General features: G+C 58.6%; 17 protein-coding genes. 10 read left to right on the plus strand and 7 right to left on the minus strand.

The window, feature by feature from the left end; all coding sequences use genetic code 11:
- Positions 1 to 96 precede the first annotated feature (96 nt).
- Positions 97 to 1902 carry a BamA/TamA family outer membrane protein gene (locus AB1A64_RS19045; RefSeq protein ID WP_366553230.1) on the plus strand — a complete coding sequence of 602 codons (1806 nt, stop codon included), beginning with the start codon at positions 97 to 99 and terminating at the stop codon, positions 1900 to 1902.
- Entirely contained in the window at positions 1899 to 5981 is a 4083-nt protein-coding gene (locus AB1A64_RS19050; RefSeq protein WP_366553232.1) for a translocation/assembly module TamB domain-containing protein, read from the plus strand. The genes AB1A64_RS19045 and AB1A64_RS19050 overlap by 4 nt, the downstream gene beginning before the upstream one ends.
- Here AB1A64_RS19050 and AB1A64_RS19055 read toward each other — a convergent pair.
- The 5 genes from AB1A64_RS19055 to AB1A64_RS19075 form a co-directional block, all read right to left on the minus strand.
- A complete protein-coding gene (locus AB1A64_RS19055; RefSeq protein ID WP_366553234.1) occupies positions 5978 to 6490 on the minus strand; it encodes a thioesterase family protein in 513 nt (170 codons plus the stop codon). The two genes, AB1A64_RS19050 and AB1A64_RS19055, sit on opposite strands and share 4 nt — an antisense overlap.
- Positions 6483 to 7271, minus strand: a complete 789-nt coding sequence (locus AB1A64_RS19060; RefSeq protein WP_366553236.1) for a cyclase family protein — start codon at positions 7269 to 7271, stop codon at positions 6483 to 6485. Before AB1A64_RS19060 ends, AB1A64_RS19055 begins: the two co-directional genes overlap by 8 nt.
- Before the next feature lie 111 nt (positions 7272 to 7382).
- Positions 7383 to 10166 carry a formate dehydrogenase subunit alpha gene (fdhF, locus tag AB1A64_RS19065; RefSeq protein ID WP_366553238.1) on the minus strand — a complete coding sequence of 928 codons (2784 nt, stop codon included), beginning with the start codon at positions 10164 to 10166 and terminating at the stop codon, positions 7383 to 7385.
- 13 nt (positions 10167 to 10179) lie between these two features.
- Positions 10180 to 11883, minus strand: a complete 1704-nt coding sequence (locus tag AB1A64_RS19070) for an NAD(P)H-dependent oxidoreductase subunit E (protein WP_366553240.1) — start codon at positions 11881 to 11883, stop codon at positions 10180 to 10182.
- Positions 11884 to 11968: 85 nt separating this feature from the next.
- Positions 11969 to 12850, minus strand: a complete 882-nt coding sequence (locus AB1A64_RS19075) for a LysR family transcriptional regulator (RefSeq protein WP_366553242.1) — start codon at positions 12848 to 12850, stop codon at positions 11969 to 11971.
- 156 nt (positions 12851 to 13006) lie between these two features.
- Between AB1A64_RS19075 and AB1A64_RS19080 the strand changes: the two genes are divergently transcribed.
- A complete protein-coding gene (locus AB1A64_RS19080; protein WP_366553244.1) occupies positions 13007 to 13519 on the plus strand; it encodes an ester cyclase in 513 nt (170 codons plus the stop codon).
- Between the two features lie 54 nt (positions 13520 to 13573).
- Here AB1A64_RS19080 and ychF read toward each other — a convergent pair whose 3' ends face one another.
- Positions 13574 to 14671 carry a redox-regulated ATPase YchF gene (gene ychF, locus AB1A64_RS19085; RefSeq protein WP_366553246.1) on the minus strand — a complete coding sequence of 366 codons (1098 nt, stop codon included), beginning with the start codon at positions 14669 to 14671 and terminating at the stop codon, positions 13574 to 13576.
- A 198-nt stretch (positions 14672 to 14869) separates the two neighbouring features.
- Here ychF and AB1A64_RS19090 point away from each other — a divergent pair, with 198 nt between their 5' ends.
- The 7 genes from AB1A64_RS19090 to AB1A64_RS19120 all read left to right on the plus strand — a co-directional run bounded on the left by AB1A64_RS19090 (position 14870) and on the right by AB1A64_RS19120 (position 20880).
- Positions 14870 to 15355, plus strand: coding sequence for an acyloxyacyl hydrolase (locus AB1A64_RS19090; protein ID WP_366553248.1), 486 nt, complete (start codon positions 14870 to 14872; stop codon positions 15353 to 15355).
- A gap of 79 nt (positions 15356 to 15434) precedes the next feature.
- Entirely contained in the window at positions 15435 to 16226 is a 792-nt protein-coding gene (trpA, locus tag AB1A64_RS19095; protein ID WP_366553250.1) for a tryptophan synthase subunit alpha, read from the plus strand.
- Positions 16227 to 16364: 138 nt separating this feature from the next.
- Positions 16365 to 17546, plus strand: coding sequence for an alpha-hydroxy acid oxidase (locus tag AB1A64_RS19100; RefSeq protein WP_366553252.1), 1182 nt, complete (start codon positions 16365 to 16367; stop codon positions 17544 to 17546).
- A 229-nt stretch (positions 17547 to 17775) separates the two neighbouring features.
- Positions 17776 to 18432 carry a 50S ribosomal protein L25/general stress protein Ctc gene (locus AB1A64_RS19105; protein WP_170399175.1) on the plus strand — a complete coding sequence of 219 codons (657 nt, stop codon included), beginning with the start codon at positions 17776 to 17778 and terminating at the stop codon, positions 18430 to 18432.
- Positions 18433 to 18570: 138 nt separating this feature from the next.
- Entirely contained in the window at positions 18571 to 19251 is a 681-nt protein-coding gene (gene pth / locus AB1A64_RS19110; protein WP_366553254.1) for an aminoacyl-tRNA hydrolase, read from the plus strand.
- 81 nt (positions 19252 to 19332) lie between these two features.
- A complete protein-coding gene (locus tag AB1A64_RS19115; protein WP_366553256.1) occupies positions 19333 to 20496 on the plus strand; it encodes a serine hydrolase in 1164 nt (387 codons plus the stop codon).
- A gap of 9 nt (positions 20497 to 20505) precedes the next feature.
- The gene (locus AB1A64_RS19120; RefSeq protein WP_366553258.1) at positions 20506 to 20880 is read left to right on the plus strand and encodes a DUF2237 domain-containing protein; all 375 of its coding nucleotides are present in this window, start codon (positions 20506 to 20508) and stop codon (positions 20878 to 20880) included.
- A 42-nt stretch (positions 20881 to 20922) separates the two neighbouring features.
- On the opposite strand, the gene AB1A64_RS19125 is transcribed toward AB1A64_RS19120, so the two are convergent.
- A complete protein-coding gene (locus AB1A64_RS19125; RefSeq protein ID WP_366553260.1) occupies positions 20923 to 22068 on the minus strand; it encodes a slipin family protein in 1146 nt (381 codons plus the stop codon).
- Between the last annotated feature and the right edge of the window lie 276 nt (positions 22069 to 22344).

The raw sequence follows: 22344 nt of genomic DNA on the forward strand, positions 1-22344 counted from the left end.
TGTGTGAAAACTGATGCTCTAACATGAACGTTATCAGCCGTTGTTTTACACAAGACGGCGAAATTGATTTCGACTTGGGGCAGTTGGAGCCATTCAATGCGGGGAAGCAGGCCAAAGGCCTTTGTGAAATACTGTCTGCTTGGCGTTATCGCCGCCGCTCTGCCCTCATCTCTGGCCGCGCTGGAAACATCCCTGTCCGCGCCCGGTGCGCCCCAGGGCGTGGTTGAACGTATCGAAGAAACCTCCTCGGTCCTGACGGCAGATGAACGTGGCTTGGATACCCCGCTCGAGGTTCTGTCTGCCGCCCTGTCGGATTACCGCACACTCGTTCAGATTCTGTATGACGAGGGCTATTTCAGCCCGGTCGTCAGCATAAAGCTGGATGGCCGAGAAGCGGCTGACATCAGTTCGCTAACCGTACCCAACACGATCAACCGAGCGGTTATCACGGTAAATACCGGACCGACCTTCACTTTTGGAACGGCTGTCGTCGCCCCCGTTACGCCGGAAACAATCCTGCCCGAAGAATTCGCACCCGGCAAACTGGCGACGACCGGGGCCATCCAACAGGCGGCCTCGGCCGGGGTGCAGGGTTGGCGGGACGCCGGACATGCCAAAGCCCAGCTTGAAGACCAAACCGTCATTGCCCGCCACGCGCGAAACATGCTGGACGCTGAAATCGACCTTGCACCCGGTCCGCGCCTGACCTTTGGCAGGATGTTCATCAAAGGCGATACAGATGTACGCCACCACTCTATCAACAAAATCGCTGGTTTCCCCTCGGGCGAGGTTTACTCGCCAGCGGAAATCCAGAAGGTCGGCACCCGCTTGCGTCGGACAGGCACATTCAGCATCGTTTCGATCGAAGAACATGAAACGCCCAATCCCGATGGCACGTTGGATTTCGATGCAACTTTTGAGGACATGCCCAAACGCCGCCTGACCTTCGGGGTCGAGCTGGCCTCAAACGCCGGGCTGGACGTCACCGCAACCTGGACACATCGCAATGTTTTTCGCCGCGCTGAACGGCTGCGGTTCGAAGCCGCGTTGCGCAACATCGGGGGAACTGAGGATCTGGACGGCCGCATCGGTTTGCGCCTGGATCAGCCCGACCGGCTGGGCCCGGACGACAATACCTTTTGGAGTGCTTTGCTGGAGCGGCGGAATACCGAGAATTACAACGTATCCGTGGCCTCGCTGGCCTATGGTGCGCGTCGCACCTTTTCCGACCGGCTTTATGCCGAAGCCTCGGCTGGATTTCAGTGGTCGGATGCAGATGACGCCTATGGCAGCGGCCGCAAGTTCCGCTATTTCATTATCCCAACCCGGTCTGAATGGGACGAGCGTGACAGCAAGGTCAGCGCGACTCGCGGATTCTATCTGGATGCGCAAATCATGCCGTTCGTTGGGTTTTCCGGCACTGACACGGGCATCCGGCTATTCGCCGACACACGCGCCTATACCAGTTTGGGCACGGGCGGGCGGCTCGTTCTGGCCGGGCGTGCTCAGATAGGGTCGATCATCGGGCCTTCGCCAAGCAATGTGACCCCGGATTTTCTGTTCTTCTCGGGCGGGGCTGGAACCGTGCGCGGGCAGCCGTTCGAAAGCCTCGGCATACCAGTGAATGGCGGTGTAGCGGGCGGCAAGTCCTTCATTGGATTGTCCGGCGAAGTCCGGGGCAAGATCACCGATACGATATCCCTTGTCGGATTTTATGATTTCGGTACCGTGGACACGTCTTCATTCATCGGCAGCGATGCAGAATTCCATTCAGGCGCCGGGCTTGGATTCAGGTATGATCTGGGTGGATTCGGCCCGCTGCGCCTCGACCTAGCCCTGCCAGTTCAAGGTGACACCGGAGATGGTCTGCAATTCTATATCGGGATCGGACAAGCGTTTTGATACGGCAGTATTCATATCCGGTTGTGACTACGGTGCTGATCCTGACAGCGCCGCCTGTACTCGCGCAAGAGGATAATGGCGGCGGCAGCATGTTAGAGCGTTTCCTGCAGGACACCTTGTCAGGAGATGATCAGAACGTCACCGTCAAAGGGCTGCAAGGCGCGCTGAGCGCCCGCGCCACGATTGAAGAGATTACAGTGTCGGACGACGAAGGCGTCTGGCTAACCATCAAGGATGCCGAACTGGACTGGAACCGGCTGGCTCTTATACGGGGTCGGTTTTCCGTCAATGCCCTGACCGCACAGGAAATCGATATCGCCCGCGCGCCGGGCACAACCACCAAGGACACCCCTGCGCCGACAGCCGAGACCAAACCTTTCGAACTGCCGGAACTGCCCGTTTCCATCGAGATCGGTGAAATCAGGATTGATGAGTTGTCACTGGGTGAACCACTGATTGGGGTTGCCGCCGATTTGTCGGTGACTGGGAACCTGTCGCTGGCCGATGGTACATTGGACACCAATCTGGATGTCACGCGCCTGGACCGCGGAGGGGATGAGGTGACACTGACCGCCGGGTTCCAAAACACCTCGCGCGAGATCAATCTGGACCTGCAGGTGAAAGAGGCCGCAGGCGGCGTGATATCAACGGCGCTGAATATCCCGGACAGCCCACCGATCGGCCTGTCGGTCACAGGTACCGGCCCAGTGACCGATTTCACTGCCGATATCGCCCTGAGCAGTGACAATCAGCAACAGGTCACAGGGCAGGTACAGCTGCGCGCCGCTGAAACCGGTGCGGCAGACGGGATCGCCTTTACCGCCGATCTGGGCGGCGACCTGACCCCCTTTATGGCCGAGGATCTGGACCCGTTCTTTGGCCCGAAAACACGCCTGTTCGTAGACGGCCAAACCAAACCGCAGGGCGCGCTGGACATCCCCGATCTGGAATTGACCACGCAAGCCCTGGACCTAAAGGGAGAGTTGCAATTGGCCGAAGGCGGCACATTGCAACTGGTGGCCTTGCAGGGTCGGATCACCCCGCCCGACGGAACAACGGTCGTATTGCCGGTCAAAGGCGGCGATACCTCAATTGAAGCGGCGCAGATTTCCGCTCTGTTCGATCAGAAGAACGGCAATTTGTGGGATCTGAGCCTGACGGCGAACGCGTTTCAATCTCCGCAAGCGAAACTGGACACGGCCCGCATCACCGCGCAGGGCACGTTGGAACAGGGCACCGCATTCAGTGTAACGGGAGACCTTCAGGCCATCGTGGACGGGATCGATCTGAATGATCAGGCCCTGAACACGGCCTTGGGTGAGAACATCACGCTGGATGGACAGTTCGATTACGGCAGTGATCAGTCGTTGAACCTGTCGGGGTTCGAACTGGTGGGAACCGACTATACCCTGGGGCTGGATGCGTTGATCGACGGGTTGACCAGCGGTCTGACGGTTGACGGTTCGGCCACGCTTGAGGCATCGGACCTGGCGCGGTTCTCGGACCTGGCGCAACTTGATCTGGGCGGTAGTGCCTCGGCCCGCGTTGACGGCACAGGCTCACCATTAGAGCGTAGCTTTGACGGCAAGCTGGTGCTTGAGGGCAGCAATCTGGTCACCGGGCGCGACGATATCGATCCCGTCATCAAAGGCGAAACCACCATCACATTGGATGCCAGCCGAGGCAGCGATGGTATCACCATTCGCGAGTTTGACCTGAACAGCGAGGCCGCGCAGGCAAAGGCCAGCGGCGAGGTCACGACACTTGACGGCAACCTGACGATTGACGGCAAGGCCAGCGTGAATGCGTCTGACCTGTCGGTCTTTTCCGGTCTGGCCAAGCGCGAACTGGGCGGCGCCCTGCGGGCGGAAATGGATGGCAAAGGCACAGTGCAGACCCTGGAATTCGACGGCACAGCCAGCGTGATTGGACAGGATATAAAAACCGGCATGTCTGACATCGATCCGTTGCTGACCGGCAAGACCACGATCACCTGGGACGGGGCACGCACTGCCGATCAGATCGAAATCCGCGAAGCGACAGTCAACGGCACCGCCTTGACCGCAAAAGCCGCCGCAACGGTGGATGACCCTACCGGAGAGCTTTCGGTTGACGGCACCGCCCGTGTAAACGCCCCAGATCTGTCGTTGTTCTCGGGGTTGGCCAAGCGGGACCTAGGCGGCTCAGTCGCCGCGAATGTGCAGGGCAATGGAAATCTCGCCAATCGTGTCTTTGACATTCAAGGCAATGTGAACGCCGACGACATTCAGACCGGCATTGATCTGGTCGATAAATTGATCCAGGGCCGTACGACCCTGAACATTGATGCCGATAAAGACGAAGACGGCATGGAAGTCCGTACATTTAGCCTGAGGGGCACTGCCCTATCGGCTACAGCCTCGGGCAAACTGGACCGAGAGGCGGGGGGGGTGACCTTCTCGGCCCAGCTTGACGACCTGTCCCGTGTCGTGACGTCGATGTCCGGCCCGCTGACGTTGGATGGGAATGTTGCCCCAACGGGATCGGGACTGGAAGGGGACATGCGCCTGAGCGGCCCGGACAGTTCCTATGCAGCCCTGACCGGAACGGTAGACACCGATGGTTCCGCCGATTTGGAGTTCGACGCCAAGCTGAACAGGATCGAGCGGTTCGCGCCCGAATTCCCCGGCACCGTTGCAGCAACCGGCACGGCCAAGCGCGACAACGGCGTCTGGACCATTGACGGGTCAGCCAATGGTCCGGCTGAGATCAACAGCACCATCGCCGGAACCTTCGATGAAAACAGCGGCGACGCCGATTTGCGGGCGCAGGGTGGCATCAATCTGGGCGTCGCCAACATCTTTATCTCACCCAACAAGATCGAAGGATCGGCCAGGCACGATCTGCGGCTCAAGGGGAAGCCCGAGCTAAGTTCGCTCAGCGGTTCTATCACCACTTCGGGCACGTCAATTGCGATCCCTGAGATCGGACAGACAATAACCGGCATCAGCGGCTCGGTCGAATTGGCGCAGAGTCGTGCCAATATCTCGTTGAATGGCGGTATGCGCGCGGGCGGCACCTTTACCATCTCGGGGCCATTGGACCTGACACCGCCGCTGAACGCGAACATTGTTACGCGGCTCAATCAGTTGGTGCTAACAGACAAGCTTCTGTATGAGACCACGCTGAACGGCGAGATCGCTATGACCGGAGCGCTGGCAGGCAACAGCGCCATTACCGGACAGATCACCTTTGAGGAAACCAATATCAACCTCGCTGCCGCGGCTGGTGCCGTGGGCGCCGCACCGATCCCCGAGATCAGGCATGTCAATGAAAGCTCGGCTGGTTACCTCACACGGGAACGCGCCGGCCTTGTTGTCGAGGAAGGCGCGGAGAAAAGCGATTCACGTATCGCGCTGGATGTCAGCCTGCTGGCGCCCAAAGCCGTTTTCGTGCGTGGCCGGGGTGTTAATGCCGAACTGGGTGGGCGGCTGAATATCGGCGGCACGACCGCTGCAGTTATCCCATCCGGCCAGATCGAACTGATCCGGGGGAATTTCGACATTCTGGGCCGCAGGCTGGCCCTGACAAAAGGAATCGTGACACTGCAAGGCGACCTGACGCCGTATATCGAGTTCGCCTCATCCACCAGCACGTCCGATGGCACCGCCACAATCGAAATCGCGGGCCCGTTAGATGCGCCCGAGGTGGACGTTTATTCCGACCCTGAACGCCCCGCCGAAGAGGCACTGGCCATGCTCTTGTTCGGTAACCGCTTTTCCGAAATTTCACCCTTTGTGATCGCCCAGATGGCGGCGTCTCTGGCGCAGCTCAGCGGTGCCGGGGGGGATGCAACCAAAGGGCTTCGCGACTCGACCGGCGTTGACACGGTGGATATCGGCGCGTCCGAAGGCGGTGCGGGCCGTCTGGGGGCCGGAGCGTATCTGAGCGACAATCTCTACACCGATTTCACCGTCAACACCGAAGGTGACACCGAGGTGAACCTGAACCTTGACGTGTCGGACAATTTTACCGTCCGCGGCTCAGTCGATGGGCGTGGTGAGACCGGAGTTGGCGTATTTTTCGAACGGGATTATTAATCGCTGCGGCGGATGCCTATCGCGTGTCCAACCTGGGGTGCGGGGTCCAGCGGTGCATGATCTTGAACCATTCGGGCCAACCGCGCGACCGCCCAATCTGGGTAGGGTGCCGAACGCCCGGTCGTGTGGCTGACATTCATAAACAACGCCTCTTGCGTCGCGCAGAGCGTGTTCTCACTAGATAGCATCTGAGCAAAGTAGTGCCCGCGTTTCCGGTCGGAATCCAACATGCGAAAGCGAAACCAGAACGGTTCGTCCTGCCTAATCTCGCGCAAAAAATTCATATGCGTCTGCAGGATGTAAGGCCCCTGCCCCAATGCGTTGACCTGCGCCTCGCCCAGACCCAGATGATCATCCATCAAGTGATCCAACGCGCGGTCGAAGGCCACGCCATAGAACCCCACATTCATGTGGCCGTTATAGTCGATCCATTCCGACAGAACCGTAAACCCTCGTATTTCAATCGGGGCGTCATAGGGTCCATCGTGACCGCTCAGGGGGTTAGTCATCTGGATCTTCCTCGAATATTGCGACGGCGCGCACAAAACCCGCCGAGGCTCCCTTGATCTTGAACGGAAAACACGAAATTTCGAAACCCGTTGGTGGCAGGTCTTCCAGATTGGTCAATTTCTCAATGTGGCAATAACCGATATCCATCGACGCCCGATGACCTTCCCAGATGATCGAAGGGTCGCGCGTCTCGGCATATTCCTGCGCTGTCAGCGCAAAGGGTGCGTCCCAGCTCCAGGCGTCCGTGCCGGTAACCCGCACGCCGTGTCGGGTCAGATACAGCGTCGCTCCACGCCCCATACCGCAACCTTTCATCAGGTAATCGGGCTGTCCGTATTGCGTACCCGCCGAGGTGTTCACGACCACGATATCCAACGGCTTCAAGGTATGGCCGATCCGCTTCAACTCGGCCTCGACATCCTCAGCAGACACCACATAGCCGTCGTCAAAGTGGCGAAAGTCCAGCTTCACGCCGGGGTTCATACACCATTCCAGCGGCACCTCGTCGATGGTGATCGCCCTTTCGCCATTATTCATGGTCGAGTGATGATGATACGGCGCGTCCAGATGAGTGCCGTTATGTGTGGCGATCCGTAGCCGCTCGATGGCCCAGCCCTCGCCGCCCGGCAGGTCTTCTTTTTGCAAGCCGGGAAAGAAGGACATGACCTGTTCGGCGGTCTGATCATGGGTCATGTATTCGATTTCGGGCAGCATGATTGGCGGGTCCGAAACGATCCCGGTTTCCAACGGAACGGAAAGATCGACGAAACGGCGGGTCATGTAAAACTCCTGCACCAGTGACGGCGACAGGGTTGGCTGCAAGTAACTTGCTGTCAAGGAAAGAAAAAGGCGGCCTAGTCGACCGCCTTTCAAGCTTCGTACGCGATAGGATTATTCGGCCGCGACCGCGTCTCCGATTTTTTCAACCCGGATAGCCGAGAACTTGAACTCGGGGATTTTGCCAAACGGGTCGATGGCCGAGTTGGTCAGGATGTTCGCCGCCGCCTCGACATAGGCGAATGGGATGAACACCATGTCCTCGGCAATGGCACGGTCCGCGCGTGCCATGATCTCGATCGAACCACGCCGTGTGGTCAGACGGATCATTTCGCCTGGTTCGATCCCCATCAGCTTGAGCGTTCGGGGGTTCAAGGAACAGTTCGCCTCCGGTTCTACCGCATCCAGAACCTTGGCGCGGCGGGTCATGGACCCGGTGTGCCAATGCTCCAGCTGACGCCCTGTCGTAGCGATCATTGGATATTCCTCATCCGGCGCTTCGTCCGGTGGGATGACGCTGGCAGGGGTAAACCGCGCACGGCCATCGGCACGCGGGAAACCATCGCCAAACACAATCGCCTGACCCGGATCGGTTTCGCTGAGCGATGGGTAGGTGATCGTCTCTGTTTCCAGACGCTCCCACGTAATGTTGTCCAGCGACTCCATGGTCAGCTTCATCTCGGCAAAGACCTGAGACACATCCGTGTAATCCCAGTTCAGACCGATGCGCTGCGCCAGTTCCACCGTGATCTTCCAATCCTCGCGCGCCTCACCCGGAGGCGTCACAGCGGGGCGCACCCGCTGCACCTGACGGTTGGTGTTCGACACGGTGCCGTTCTTTTCATACAGCGCCGAGGCGGGCAGGATGATGTCAGCATAGTTCGCCGTTTCGGTCAGGAAGATATCCTGCACGATCATCAGATCCAACTTGGCCAGTGCATCGCGCGCGTGGTTTACATCCGGGTCGGACATGGCCGGGTTTTCACCCTGAATGTACATCCCTTTGATGTTGCCCGCATACGCCTGATCAATGATCTCAGTAACCGTCAGACCCTTCTCGTTCGAGAAATCCTCAGAGTCCCATACGTTGTTGAACTTGGCGCGGATGTTGTCGTCAGTAACCGACTGATAATCCGGCAAGAACATCGGGATCAGACCAGCGTCCGAGGCACCCTGCACGTTGTTCTGACCGCGCAGCGGGTGCAAACCCGCGCCCGGCTTACCAACATTTCCGGTCATCAGAGCCAATGAGATCAGGCAGCGCGAGTTATCCGTACCATGGATGTGTTGGCTGACGCCCATGCCCCAGAAGATCAGACCGGCCTTGGCCTGCGCAAAGGTGCGGGCGACGCGGCGCAGCTGGTCCGGTTCAATGCCACAGATCGGCGACATCGCCTCGGGCGTGAACTGGCGCAGATGCTCTTTCTCGGCCTCCCAGTTTTCGGTCCAGCGGTGGATGTATTGGCTGTCATACAGCTCTTCTTCGACGATCACATTCATGATCGCGTTCAGCATCGAGACATCTGCACCCGGGCGGAATTGCAGCATCTCATCCGCGAACTTGCGCATCCCAACGCCGCGCGGATCCATCACGATCAGCTTGCCACCGCGTTTGGTGAACTGCTTGAAATAGGTCGCTGCAACGGGGTGGTTTTCGATCGGATTAGCCCCGATGATGATCGCCACATCCGCGTTTTCAATCTCGTTGAAAGTCGCAGTCACCGCGCCCGAACCCACGTTCTCGATCAGTGCCGCCACCGACGATGCGTGGCACAGACGGGTGCAGTGGTCGACGTTGTTGTGGCGGAAGCCCTGACGGATGAATTTCTGGAACAGATAGGCTTCTTCGTTGGTACATTTGGCCGACCCAAAGCCCGCGACGTTGCGCGGGTCATCCTCGCGCAGCGCCATCAGCTTGGTAGCGGCCAGATCCATTGCCTCTTCCCAGGTCGCTTCGCGGAAATGGGTTTCCAGATTGCCAGGGTCGACGTTCAAACCCTTGGCTGGTGCATCTTCGCGCCGGATCAGAGGTTTAGTAAGGCGGTGCGGGTGGTGGATGTAGTCAAAGCCAAAGCGGCCTTTGACGCACAGACGGCCTTCGTTTGCGGGGCCGTTGATGCCCTCGACATATTTGACCTTACCGTCCTTGACCTTCAGCGAGACCTTGCAGCCGACGCCACAGAACGGGCAGACGCTTTCGGTTTCGCTGTCGTAATCCTTGCTGTCCCCCTGCTGTTGGTCGTTCAGCACGGTGGCCGGCATCAGCGCGCCAGTCGGGCAGGCCTGAACACATTCACCACAGGCCACGCAGGTCGATGCGCCCATAGGATCGTCCTGATCGAACACCACTTGCGAGGTATGACCGCGACCGGCCATACCGATCACGTCGTTGACCTGTACGTCGCGGCAGGCCCGGACGCAAAGGTTGCAGTTGATACAAGCGTCCAGATTTACGCGCATCGCGACGTGGCTGTCATCCAGCAGCGGGATTTTCTCGGCCTCTTTCGCCGGGAAACGGCTGTCGCTGACATCGTTCAGCTTGGCCATGTCCCAGAAGTGGCTGGACACATCATGCGGCTGTTCGGGTTGGTCGGCGACCAGCAGTTCCATGACCATCGCACGTGATTTCTCGGCGCGGTCGGTGTCGGTTTTGACGACCATTCCCTCAGCCGCCGGACGGATACACGAGGCGACCAGAGTTCGCTCACCCTCTACCTCGACCATACAGGCGCGGCAGTTGCCATCGGGTTTGTAGCCTGGCGCGGGCTTGTGACACAGGTGCGGGATTACCAGTCCACGGCCATTGGCCGCGTCCCAGATCGTGGTGCCTTCGGGCACGGTGACGTCATCGCCGTTCAGGTTGAAGGTGACGGTCTTGGTTGGGCTTGCATCAAGCATGGCTCTGTCTCCCTCAGATTTCGTCAGCGAAGTGTTTCATGACAAGGCGGATCGGGTTTGGCGCCGCCTGCCCCAGACCGCAGATGGACGCGTCGCCCATGACCTGGCACAGGTCCTCCAGCAGGTCCTGATCCCACTTGTCGGCCTGCATCAGCTTGACCGCCTTTTCACAGCCCGCCCGGCAAGGCGTGCACTGGCCACAGCTTTCATCCTCGAAGAACCGCAGCATGTTTAGTGCCGCGTCACGGGCCGTGTCCTGATCGGACAGAACCACCACGGCCGCCGATCCGATGAAGGTGCCATGCGGTTGCAGCGTGTCGAAATCCAGCGGGATATCGTCCATCGACGCAGGCAGCAGACCCGAAGACGGTCCACCGGGCTGATACGCCTTAAAGGTCTGACCTTCGACCATGCCACCAGCGGCGTCAATCACATCCAGAATGGTCGACCCTGCGGGCAACAGATAAACCCCCGGCTTCGCCACCCGGCCCGAGACCGAATAGCTGCGCAGACCCGTGCGGCCATTCTTTTCAGTGCTGTTGAGGCACTCAGGCCCCTCGCGGCACACCTTGGTGACCCAATACAGCGTCTCGACATTGTGCACCAAAGTAGGGCGGTTAAAGACCCCAACCTGCGCCACGAACGGAGGACGATGACGCGGCAGCCCTTTCTTGCCCTCAATCGACTCGATCATCGCGGATTCTTCACCGCAGATATAGGCACCAGCACCGCGGCGCAGGTCGATATAGCCGGGCTCAACGATCCCGGCATCTTCCAGCGCTACAATCTCACGGCGCAGGATTTCCAGAACCGCCGGGTATTCGTCGCGCATGTAGATAAAGCAGGTTTCGGCTTCCACCGCCCAGGCGGCGATCAGCATCCCTTCGAGGAAGACATGCGGCGTACGTTCCAAATAGTAGCGGTCTTTAAACGTGCCGGGCTCGCCTTCGTCACCGTTCACGGCCAGATAGCGCGGGCCTTCGTTCATGCGAACAAAGCCCCATTTCTTGCCAGACGGGAAACCAGCGCCGCCCAGACCACGCAGACCCGAGGCTAGGACGTCTTCCTGCACCTTCTCCCAATCACCGTTGTCGCGCAGCTCTTTCAGCTTGGCGTAGCCGCCGTTTGCCTCATAGGCAGCAAAGGTCTCGTAGTCGGGCAGATGGGCGTGAGTGTCACCGGCGGCAATCGCCGCCTGCACCTTTTCCGGCGTCGCATGGTCGATATGGTTGTGGCCGATCTCAAGCACCGGGGCCGTATCGCAGCGACCCATGCAGGGGGCACGGACTACGCGAACCTCGGACGCGTCCAGACCATCCTCAAGCGCCTTCTGCAATTGCTGAGCCCCGGCCATTTCGCAGGACAAAGAATCACAGACACGAATGGTCAGCGCGGGCGGAGGGGTCTCTTCTTCTTTCACCACATCGAAATGGGCGTAGAAGGTCGCCGTTTCATAGATCTCAGCCTGCCCCAACCGCATTTCGACCGCCAAAGCAGCAATGTGGTCCGCGCTGATATGGCCGTGTGCGTCCTGAATCAAATGCAGGAATTCAATCAGCAGATCGCGACGGCGTGGGCGGTCGCCCAGCAGGCGTGCAATTTCCGCCTGTGCCTCATCCGTAAATTGACGGCCTTTGGGCGTGTGCCGCCCCTTGCCTTTACCTGACTTCCAGACGCCCTTGGGTGCGCCTGATGGCTTGGTGTCTAATGGTGCCATGATGCCCTCCGATTGAGGCTCCGTGTCTCATCAGTTTAGCATATCGTCAAATCGCATATTTCAATCGCACGATAACGACAGATTATCACCGTAAAGACGTCACCACGGCACGCAGCGCTTCGACCGTTGGCAATTCGGGGTCCCGTGTCAGGGTCGCAAGACAAATCGGTTTGCTGACAACGGGATCGACCAATGGCAGCGCCTTTGTTCCCTTCAGATCACCCAGCGCCCGCACCAGCACCCGAGGGACCACGGTGGCCGCCAGCCCTTCGCGCGCCATGACCATCGACGCGGTAAATCCGCTGGTTTCGGCGACGACATCCGGGTGTAGGCCCTGTTCAGCGAAAATCCGATCGAGGATGCGCCGGTTCTGCATCTGCGGTTCCAGCAGGCTGATCGGGAATTCGGCGACCCGTGCCCATGGGATGGGGCCGGTTTCATCTGTCATATGCGAAGGCACCAACAAGACATAGGTCTCTTCATACAAGGGTTGCACCTGCCGCAGATCGGTTCCGATGCTGTCCCCATAGGTGATGCCCGCATCCAGACTGCCCTCGTCCAGACGGTGCTGAATGGCTGTGGCAGACATGGTCTCAATGCGCGTGATGATACGGGGATGGGCATCCCGCAACCGTTTGGTCAGACGCCCGGTAAAGGCAATCGCGGTCGGGATCACACCCAGTATCAAGGTGCCGGTGATCTCCCCCTTGGCGGCCAGCACCTGCTGTTCCAGCGCCTTGGTATCATCAAGGATACGCCGTGCCCGCTGGACGATCATCTCGCCCTCTTCGGTCAGGCCCTGAAACCGGTTGGCGCGGCGGACGATGGAGACGCCCAGACGGTCCTCAAGATTGCGAATGCGCATGGAAAAGGCGGGTTGCGATATCCCGCATTCCTCGGCCGCTTTGGCGAAATGACGGTGGCGCGCCAAAGCGCTGAGCAGTTGCAGGTCGCGGATTTCGATCATGCCGTTATTCTTCTTAAGATCAGAAGTGCAGAGTAGCGTGTTTGCGGCCCGGTGAAAGCACAAGTTGCGATCCGGCGACCCGCAGAAGGCACTTTCCGCAATGGCCCGGCGCGCGCTATCCTGAACAGGTGTCGGCATGATGGACGGAGGAAGCCAATGACCAGACAGCTCACCGGCTTGGCTGCGCGTATTTTGACGCTAACACTACTACTGACAATTGCGGCAGGAGGGAACGCGATGGCTCAACAGATTGATAGCTCCGTAGCAAAAAATCTATCACGGCAGGCTGTTGAAATGTGGGCCGCGGGTTCCACTATTAACCGATCAATTTTCGCCGACAGTTACCAAAACCATCAGGCACCTTTGGCCACAGGCGGCACCGGAAGCGTCGATTTGGCCACCTGGGCTGATATTGTCGAGGCAAATCACAAAGCCTTTCCCGATCTGAAGGTTGAGATTTATGGGCAGATCGCCGAAGGCGATCGGGTGTCCACCCATTGGCGCTTTTTCGGAACCCAGAAAGAGCCATACCTTGGCGTGCCCGCCTCTGACCGACCGGTAAACTGGACCGGCGTTCAGATCGACCGGATCGCCGATGGAAAGATCGCGGAAAGCTGGGTTGTCTGGGATTTCTTTACCCAACGACAGGAACTGGAACTCGGAAAATAGTCTCAGAAACTTTAGAGCGCCCGGCCCTTGATGGACCGGGCATTCAGGTCCCGTTCAGGTATTAAACAGGAAGTGCATCACATCGCCGTCCTTGACGATGTAACCCTTGCCTTCGGCCCGCATCTTGCCGGCCTCTTTCGCGCCCTGTTCACCATTGGCCGAGATAAAATCGTCATAAGCGATGGTTTCGGCACGAATGAAGCCCTTTTCGAAGTCGCCATGGATCACACCAGCAGCCTGTGGTGCGGCGGTGCCGGTGCGGATGGTCCAGGCGCGGGCCTCTTTCGGGCCGACGGTGAAATAAGTCTCAAGCTTCAACAGGTCGTAGCCCGCTTTGATCAGACGGTCGAGGCCGGGTTCCTCCAAACCCATCTCTTCCAGAAACATCTGCGCCTCGCCCTCTTCCAGCAGGCTGATTTCTTCTTCGATCTTGGCGCTGATGATGACGTGGGAATTGCCCTGCTCAGCTGCCATTTCGGCAACTTTGGCGGAATATTCATTGCCCTCGGCGGCCTCTTCCTCGGACACGTTGCAGACATATAGAACCGGTTTGGTGGTCAGCAACTGCAACATTTTCCAGGCTTTAGCGTCTTCGTCCGATACCTCGACCAGACGCGCGGGTTTGCCGTTTTCCAGCATCGCCTGCGCCTCGGCCAGCAAGCGTTCCTGCTGCTGCGCTTCCTTATCATTGCCTTTCAGCTTGCGCACCAGATTGGCGCGGCGCTTTTCGATGCTTTCCAGATCGGCCAGCATCAGCTCTGTCTCAATGGTGTCGGCATCGGCCACAGGGTCAACGCGGCCATCCACATGGGTCACGTCACCATCTTCGAAACAGCGCAGTACATGGGCGATGGCGTCAGTCTCGCGAATATTGGCCAGAAACTGGTTGCCCAGCCCTTCGCCCTTTGAGGCACCTTTAACCAGACCGGCGATGTCCACAAAGGTCATCCGCGTCGGGATGATCTGTTTCGAGCTGGCAATCGCCGCCAGTTTGTCCAACCGGTCATCAGGCACGGCCACATCCCCCACATTGGGTTCAATGGTGCAGAACGGGAAATTCGCCGCCTGCGCGGCTGCGGTTTTGGTCAACGCATTAAAGAGGGTCGACTTGCCCACATTCGGCAGACCCACGATTCCCATTTTAAAGCCCATAGCGGCCTCCTGATGCCATTCGAGAGGTGCTTCTATGCAGGTCCGGATCAATGCGCAAGCCAGACTGCGGAAACGAGGAAAAGACCAATTTGCAACATCACGAAATTGTTCGTCATTCGTGAACTTGCCCGGATTGAAATGGGCGCACTAAGATCACCACGTAAGGTGTTGCAAACAAACACATAGTGAATGCGTAATATGAAGTGTACCTCTGTAATTCTTGCGCTGCTTTTGGCCGCACCAGCAGCGCAAGCTCAATCCCTAGTCTTTGGCGCAGGATTTTCGGATTTCTCGGACAGCCAATCCGAGGACGAGGCTGCGTTCTCGCTCGAATATCAACACAGCCCTTTTCACGAGGCCTCCCGGTTTTCCGCAACATGGGGCAGCGCCCTGACCGTGGATACCGCGGGTGATGTTCATATCGGCATCGGCCTAATCGGAATTTACGGGTTTGCCGAGCGTTGGTTCGTCGAAGGTAGTGTCATGCCGGGGTATTTCTCAGAGGGCGAAGGCCGCAACGATCTTGGGGGAGAGTTCCAGATTCGCACTCTGTTGGGTCTCGGATACACCTTGGACAGTGGTAACAAAGTGTCCTTGGCAATCACCCACAAATCCAACGCCAGCACACAGGATGACAACCCGGGTGTTAATTCGGCACTGGTGCGATATCATTTCGCATTCTGACGGTATCCCGCGGGACCGGGATTGATTTTCGCGCAAAGTTTCTGCACATCAGGTCGAAACCTGACTGCAAGGACATCCGATGACCCGTATCGACGCCAAGTTCGCCGCCCTGAAGGCCGAAGGGAAAAAGGCTTTTGTCGCCTATATCATGGCGGGGGACCCCGACTATGAAACTTCGCTTGAGGTGGTCAAGGGCCTGCCGGGCGCTGGCGTGGATGTGATTGAGCTGGGCTTGCCGTTCACCGATCCCATGGCGGATGGCCCGACCATTCAGGCCGCAGGGCAGCGGGCATTGGACGGCGGCATGACCTTGCAGCGGACGCTGGACCTGGCTCGCGCCTTCCGTGAAACCGACGACACCACTCCGATCGTTCTGATGGGCTATTTCAATCCGATCTACAGCCGTGGAGTGGACACCTTTCTGGCCGATGCGCAAGCTGCCGGTATTGACGGCCTGATTATCGTAGACCTGCCGCCAGAAGAAGATGAAGAGTTGTGCCTGCCGACCCAAGCCGCAGGTCTGAATTTTATCCGCCTGGCGACGCCGACCACCGATGACAAACGCCTGCCCCGCGTTCTGCAGAACACTTCGGGCTTTGTCTATTACGTCTCGATCACCGGCATCACCGGTGCAGCCGAAGCGCAAGCCACAAATGTCGGCCCCGAAGTGGCCCGGATCAAATCCGCGACCGACCTGCCCGTGATCGTGGGCTTTGGCATCAACACACCCGAGAAATCCAAAGCCATCGCCAGCGTTGCCGACGGCGCGGTTGTCGGCTCGGCCATTGTCAGCCAGATCGGAGCGGGAAAGCCCGTGGCCGAAGTTCTGGACTTTGTAAAAACACTATCCGCCGGCGCCCATTCGGCCTGATCGACCAATCACACGATCGAATAAAACAAAACCGCGGCAAGCCACCGGCCTGCTGCGGTTTTTTCGCGCCTCAGCCAATTGCGCCCTTGATGTTGCGCCAGTAGAACTATCTGACCGACCAATCAAAGGCGCAGCCCCATGCCCGTAATCACCACCATCGAAGACCTTCGACGTATCTATGAAAGACGGGTGCCTCGAATGTTCTACGACTATGCCGAAAGCGGCAGCTGGACCGAGCAAACCTTTCACGACAACAGTGCGGATTTCTCGGATATCCGTCTACGTCAACGGGTGGCCGTGGACATGGCAGGACGATCGACCGCTTCGCAGATGATCGGTGAAGATGTGGCGATGCCGGTCGCGCTGGCGCCGGTTGGATTGACGGGCATGCAGCACGCAGACGGCGAAATAAAGGCCGCCAAAGCCGCTGAAGAGTTCGGTGTGCCCTTTACCCTGTCGACTATGTCGATCAATTCAATCGAGGACGTGGCCGAGCACTCGTCAAAACCGTTCTGGTTCCAGCTTTATACGATGAAGGATCAGGACTATGTCAGCCGCCTGATCCAACGGGCCAAAGATGCGAAATGCTCGGCTCTGGTCATCACGTTGGATTTGCAGATTCTGGGCCAACGGCACAAGGATCTGAAAAACGGCCTGTCTGCACCGCCAAAACTGACCGCAAAAACGATTGCGAACCTGATGACCAAGTGGGCCTGGGGCATCGAAATGCTGGGGGCGAAACGGCGTGAATTCGGCAATATTGTCGGCCATGTCGAGGGTATCTCGGATGCGTCATCCTTGGGTGCGTGGACAGCTGAACAGTTCGATCCCAGCCTCGACTGGGCCAAGGTTGAAAAGCTGATGGACCAATGGGGCGGCAAGGTTATTCTAAAGGGCATTCTGGACGCCGAAGACGCTAAAATGGCCGCGAAAATCGGCGCTGATGCCATTATCGTTTCAAACCACGGCGGGCGTCAGTTGGACGGTGCGCTCAGCTCTATTCGCATGCTGCCGCAGATCATGGATGCCGTCGGCGGTGACATCGAGGTTCATTTGGACAGTGGAATCCGCTCTGGTCAGGACGTGCTGAAGGCGCTGGCTCTGGGGGCCAAGGGCACCTATGTCGGTCGCGCCTTTGTCTATGGGCTGGGTGCGATGGGCCAGAAAGGTGTCACCACTGCGCTGGACGTCATACAAAAGGAACTGGACACAACCATGGCGCTATGTGGCGAACGCAATGTTGGCGACTTGGGACGTCACAACCTGCTGATCCCCGAGGATTTCGGCGGCCTCTGGCAAAATACATCGCCTGCGAGCTGACCCGCAGCAGGACTACGGACTTTACAGCCGCCTCCACTGTATCATTCAGGCCGGATGAACCCGGAACCCCTTGTTCATCTGGCCCAAAATACCTCGGAGCGCGAGGCAGAGCCTCGATAAAAATTATTCGGGTGAACCCCTTTCCAAACCTAATGAATCAAGATAAGGACGCGGCTTCACGCGGGCATACAGCCTTGGAGGATGCCCGCCCTAACATTGGAGAATTATCATGGCTGGAGAGATTCCTGATCTCGTAGCTCTGGAACGGACGGGGACAGGCAAGGGCGCCGCTCGTCAAGCACGCCGCGACGGCATGGTTCCGGGCATTGTTTTTGGTGGCGATAAAGAGCCGCTGCCGATTCAGATCCCGTTCAACGTCCTGTTCAAGCGCCTGAAAGCAGGCCGGTTCAAGTCGACCTTGTGGAACCTGAAGGTTGAAGGCCACGAAGATGTCCGCGTCATCTGCCGCGACGTTCAGCGTGACGTTGTCAAAGACCTGCCGACCCACCTGGACCTGATGCGCCTGCGTCGGACCACCAAGATCGCGCTGTTCATCCCGGTTGAGTTCATCAACGAAGAAGAAGCACCCGGCATCAAAAAGGGCGGCGTTCTGACCGTTGTTCGTCCGGAAGTCGAACTGATGTGTACCGCAGGTGACATTCCTGAGAAGATCACCGTCGATGTAACCGGCATGGAGATCAACGACGTTGTCACCATCTCGGCCGTGGACCTGCCCGCAGGCACTAAGCCGACCATCGACCGTGACTTCGTGATAGCGAACGTTTCGGCACCGACCGGTCTGGCGACCGACGACGATGAGGAAGAAGGCGAAGAAGTGGCAGTTGACGAAGTTGAAGTCGTCGGCCAGGAAGAAGCAGAAGAATAAGTCCGGACCCAACAATTCGGATTTGGAAACGGGGCCTTGATCGGGCCCCGTTTTCTTTTGGCGCACATGGGCTGGAAAACTAATGGCATTCCGTGCCATCAACCACCTGCTCATGTCGTAATGCACAAGGACGAGACTATGAAATTGTTTGTCGGATTGGGGAACCCGGGGTCGAAATACGCCCGCAACCGGCACAATATCGGCTTTTTGGCCGTTGATCGCATTGCCGAGGATCACGGCTTTGGCCCGTGGAAATCCAAGTTTCAGGCCGAGATCGCCGAAGGTCGGTTGGGCCGCGAAAAGGTATTGCTGATCAAACCGCAGACTTTCATGAACCGTTCAGGTCAGTCCGTGGGTGAAGCCATGCGGTTCTACAAGCTCGACTCGACCGATGTGACCATCTTTCACGACGAGCTGGATCTTGCCCCCGGCAAGGTGCGCGTTAAGGCGGGCGGCGGACATGCCGGACACAACGGGCTGCGTTCGATCCACGATCATATCAGCCCAGCCTATGATCGGGTGCGGCTGGGGATTGGCCATCCGGGCCGAAAGGAAATGGTCTCTCCTTACGTTCTGGGCGATTTTGCCAAGGCCGATGCGGACTGGCTTGACGACGTGCTGCGTGGCGTGTCGGACGGTGCAGGCTATCTGGCCGACGGGGATGGCGGCAAGTTCATGAACGCCGTCGCCCTGCGCACAGCCCCACCCCGGTCCTCAAAATCACTGGCCGAGGCGCCCAAGCCAACCACCAAGCCAACAGCAGAACCAGAGGTCGATACGCGCTCGGCCATGCAAAAGCTATTGGACAAGTTCAAATAGGGCGGTGACCTTGCCGCAACGTCCCAATTGCACAACGGCTTTTGGCGCGCTCCAATGCGGCACGGATCGGGGAGGCGACATATGAGATCTATGTTGAAATGGGTGCTGCGCATCGTTTTGATGCTGGTATTGGCTGCAATTGTTGTCGGATTCTGGAAACGCGAAGAGCTGCAACGCCTTATGGCCGTGAACTCGTTGTTTTCCGAGGAAAAGATCGTTCACAACTTCTCTCATATGAACGACGCTTTTTTGACAGTCGACTTGCCCCGTGGCGACGGGCCGACCTGGGATTTGCCTTACGGACCTGGCTTTGACCTGCCTGAGGGCACCGATGCGTGGATCGAAGATCGCGCCGTCACCTCTCTGCTGGTGATGCAGGACGGGCAAATCCGGTTCGAAGAATATTATCTGGGCACCACGCCCGAGGATCGCCGGATTTCGTGGTCGGTGGCCAAAAGCTATCTGTCCGCGCTTTTCGGCATCCTGTTGGCCGAAGGAGCAATCGACTCGCTGGACGATCCCGTAGTGAAATATGCGCCACAGTTGGAGGGCACCGCTTACGACGGCGCGTCGATCCGGAATGTGCTGAACATGGCCAGCGGCGTTACTTTCAATGAGGATTACTTCGACCCTAATTCAGACATCAACCGAATGGGGCGCGTTGTGGCCCTTGGCGGAGAGTTGGACGATTTCGCAGCCTCACTGCAGGACACTTTCGCCACGCCCGGCGAGACTTGGCAATACGTGTCCATCGACACCCATGTCATTGGAATGGTCATCCGTGGGGCGACGGGGCGCAGCGTGACGGATCTGTTAGTCGAAAAGATCATTCAGCCGCTGGGGCTGGAACACGACGGCTATTACGTGACTGACGGTGCCGGAGTTGCTTTTGTGTTGGGTGGTTTGAACTTTACCACACGTGATTTTGCACGCTTTGGTCAGATGATTCTGCAAAACGGCGTCCATGACGGCCAGCAACTTGTACCTGCGGACTGGATCGCAGAATCCGTCCTGCCCAGCGCGCCAACTGCACCTGGCAAGATCGGCTATGGCTACCAATGGTGGATTCCGCTTGGCGCGCATGAGGGCGAGTTTTTGGCCCGTGGCGTTTACGGTCAGTACATTTATTTCGACCAACCGCGCGGCGCGCTGATCGTCACAACCGGCGCAGATCGCCAATTCCGCGATCCCGGCATCAACGAAGCAAACATAGAAATGTTCCGCAAGATCGCCCAAAGCCTGTAAGGTGGTCTCATGCAAAAACAAGACAGTATCAATGTATTGGGCGGCGTTCTCAGCCCCTGTTCCCGTGATCCGCTGACTGGTTTCTTTCGGGACGGGGCCTGCAACACTTGTCCCGAAGATGAGGGCAGCCACACGGTTTGCGCGGTGATGACGGCCGAGTTTCTGGCCTTTTCGAAATACGTTGGAAACGACCTGAGCACCCCGCGCCCCGAGTTCAACTTTCCAGGCTTGAACCCCGGTGACAGCTGGTGCCTGTGCGCCGCGCGCTTCCTCCAGGCCCACGACGAAGGTTGCGCGCCCAAGGTGCATCTAGAGGCCACCCATCAGCGGGCGCTTGAGATCATTCCGCTACGCCTTCTGAAAGAAAGCGCAGCTTCAGAGTAAGCGGACCGGCCCAGGAAACCCCGGACCGGCCCTTATTCGGGATCACTCCCGCAGTTTGACAAGGTCAGACATCAGCCCTTCGGTCCCGTTGTGAACCGTCAGCCGTTCGACTTTCCCCGCGATGGTTTCCAGAGCTTCCAGCTCTTTCAACCGCAGCATCACCGGGTTTTCCGACATCACCTTCGCGGTGTTCAGCAGAGACCGCGTGGCGTTGGTTTCTTCCCGCCGCCGGATGACGTTGGCCTCGGCCTGTTTTTCGGCTGCGACCACGGCGGTCAGGATTTCCCGCATCTCCCCGGGCAGGATGACGTCTTTCAACGCGATCTCCCCCACTTGGATACCGATCCCGGCCATCTGTGTCCGCACCCGATCCGCAGCCTCGGTGTCGACGGTCACCTTCTCGGCCAGCAGCCGGTCTAACGTCATCGCCCCCAAGGTCTTCCGGAACGCCAGTTGCAGCGCCCGGTGCAGGGCCTGATCGAAGTCCTTGACCGACCCCACCGCCGTGACCGGATCAATTACCCGGTAGTCGGCAGACAGGTTGACCCGGATGGTAACCCGGTCCTTGGTCAGGATCTCTTGCCCCGTCACCTCATGGGTCCGTTGCCGCAGGTCGATCTGTTTAACCTCGACGTTCCGCCCCACTTTCCAGAAGGCATGCGCCCCAGGGTCCAGCTGACCCACCAGTACCCCATCAACCGTCAGCAGCCCGGTATGCCCTTCGGCGACCTCAACCTGCGTCAGGTTCAGCCGCACCCCGGCCCGAACCAACCGCTGTGCCGTCACTTTGGGCACAGCCATGTTATCGGTCAGCGCGTGATGCTCGACCTTCCACGGCCCTGCGGCCTTCCAGACAAGCGCCCGCCCTTCGGGGTTCAGCACTCGAACAGGGACCCCATCCCGCAGCAGAACCAAAACTTCGTCAGGCCCAGCCCGGTACTCGGTCAGATGCTTGGCAGCCAGCTCGGGCCGGTTCTGCATCAGCGCCCGCTCATAGGGCGACATGAAAAAGAGCTTCTCCAGATCGTGCAACTCGGTCAGCACATCCTTGCGTGGCAGCCGGTGTTTCCCGGCACCCAAGATTGCATCGAACACCCCGTTGCGCAGGACCAGCATCCGCTGGGTCTCGGTCAGGGTCAGCCGCCGGTGCCCGGTCAGCCGGTCAATCAGATCTTGGAACAGTGTCATATCATTTCTCCTTTTCGTCTCGCTCTATCGTCGTCGCAAATGCGAACTCCTTTTCATGTTTTCAGTGGGTTGCACCCCGAACGGGTGACAGGTGTGAAGCCTTCGGACGAAGGCAGGAAAGATCCGGGCATCCCCCGCGCCATGCCCCTGCGCGGGAAGGTCAGAGAGAGGGGCGCGGGACCGATGCGCCACCTTGCCCAAGGGGCTAAGCGGGGCACCAATCCGGCGGCACCTTCATCTGCACTCCGGCACAAAGCCAGAGCAGCGAAGACCCCT

It is taken from the genome of Ruegeria sp. ANG10, assembly GCF_040705255.1.
Taxonomy (GTDB): domain Bacteria; phylum Pseudomonadota; class Alphaproteobacteria; order Rhodobacterales; family Rhodobacteraceae; genus Ruegeria.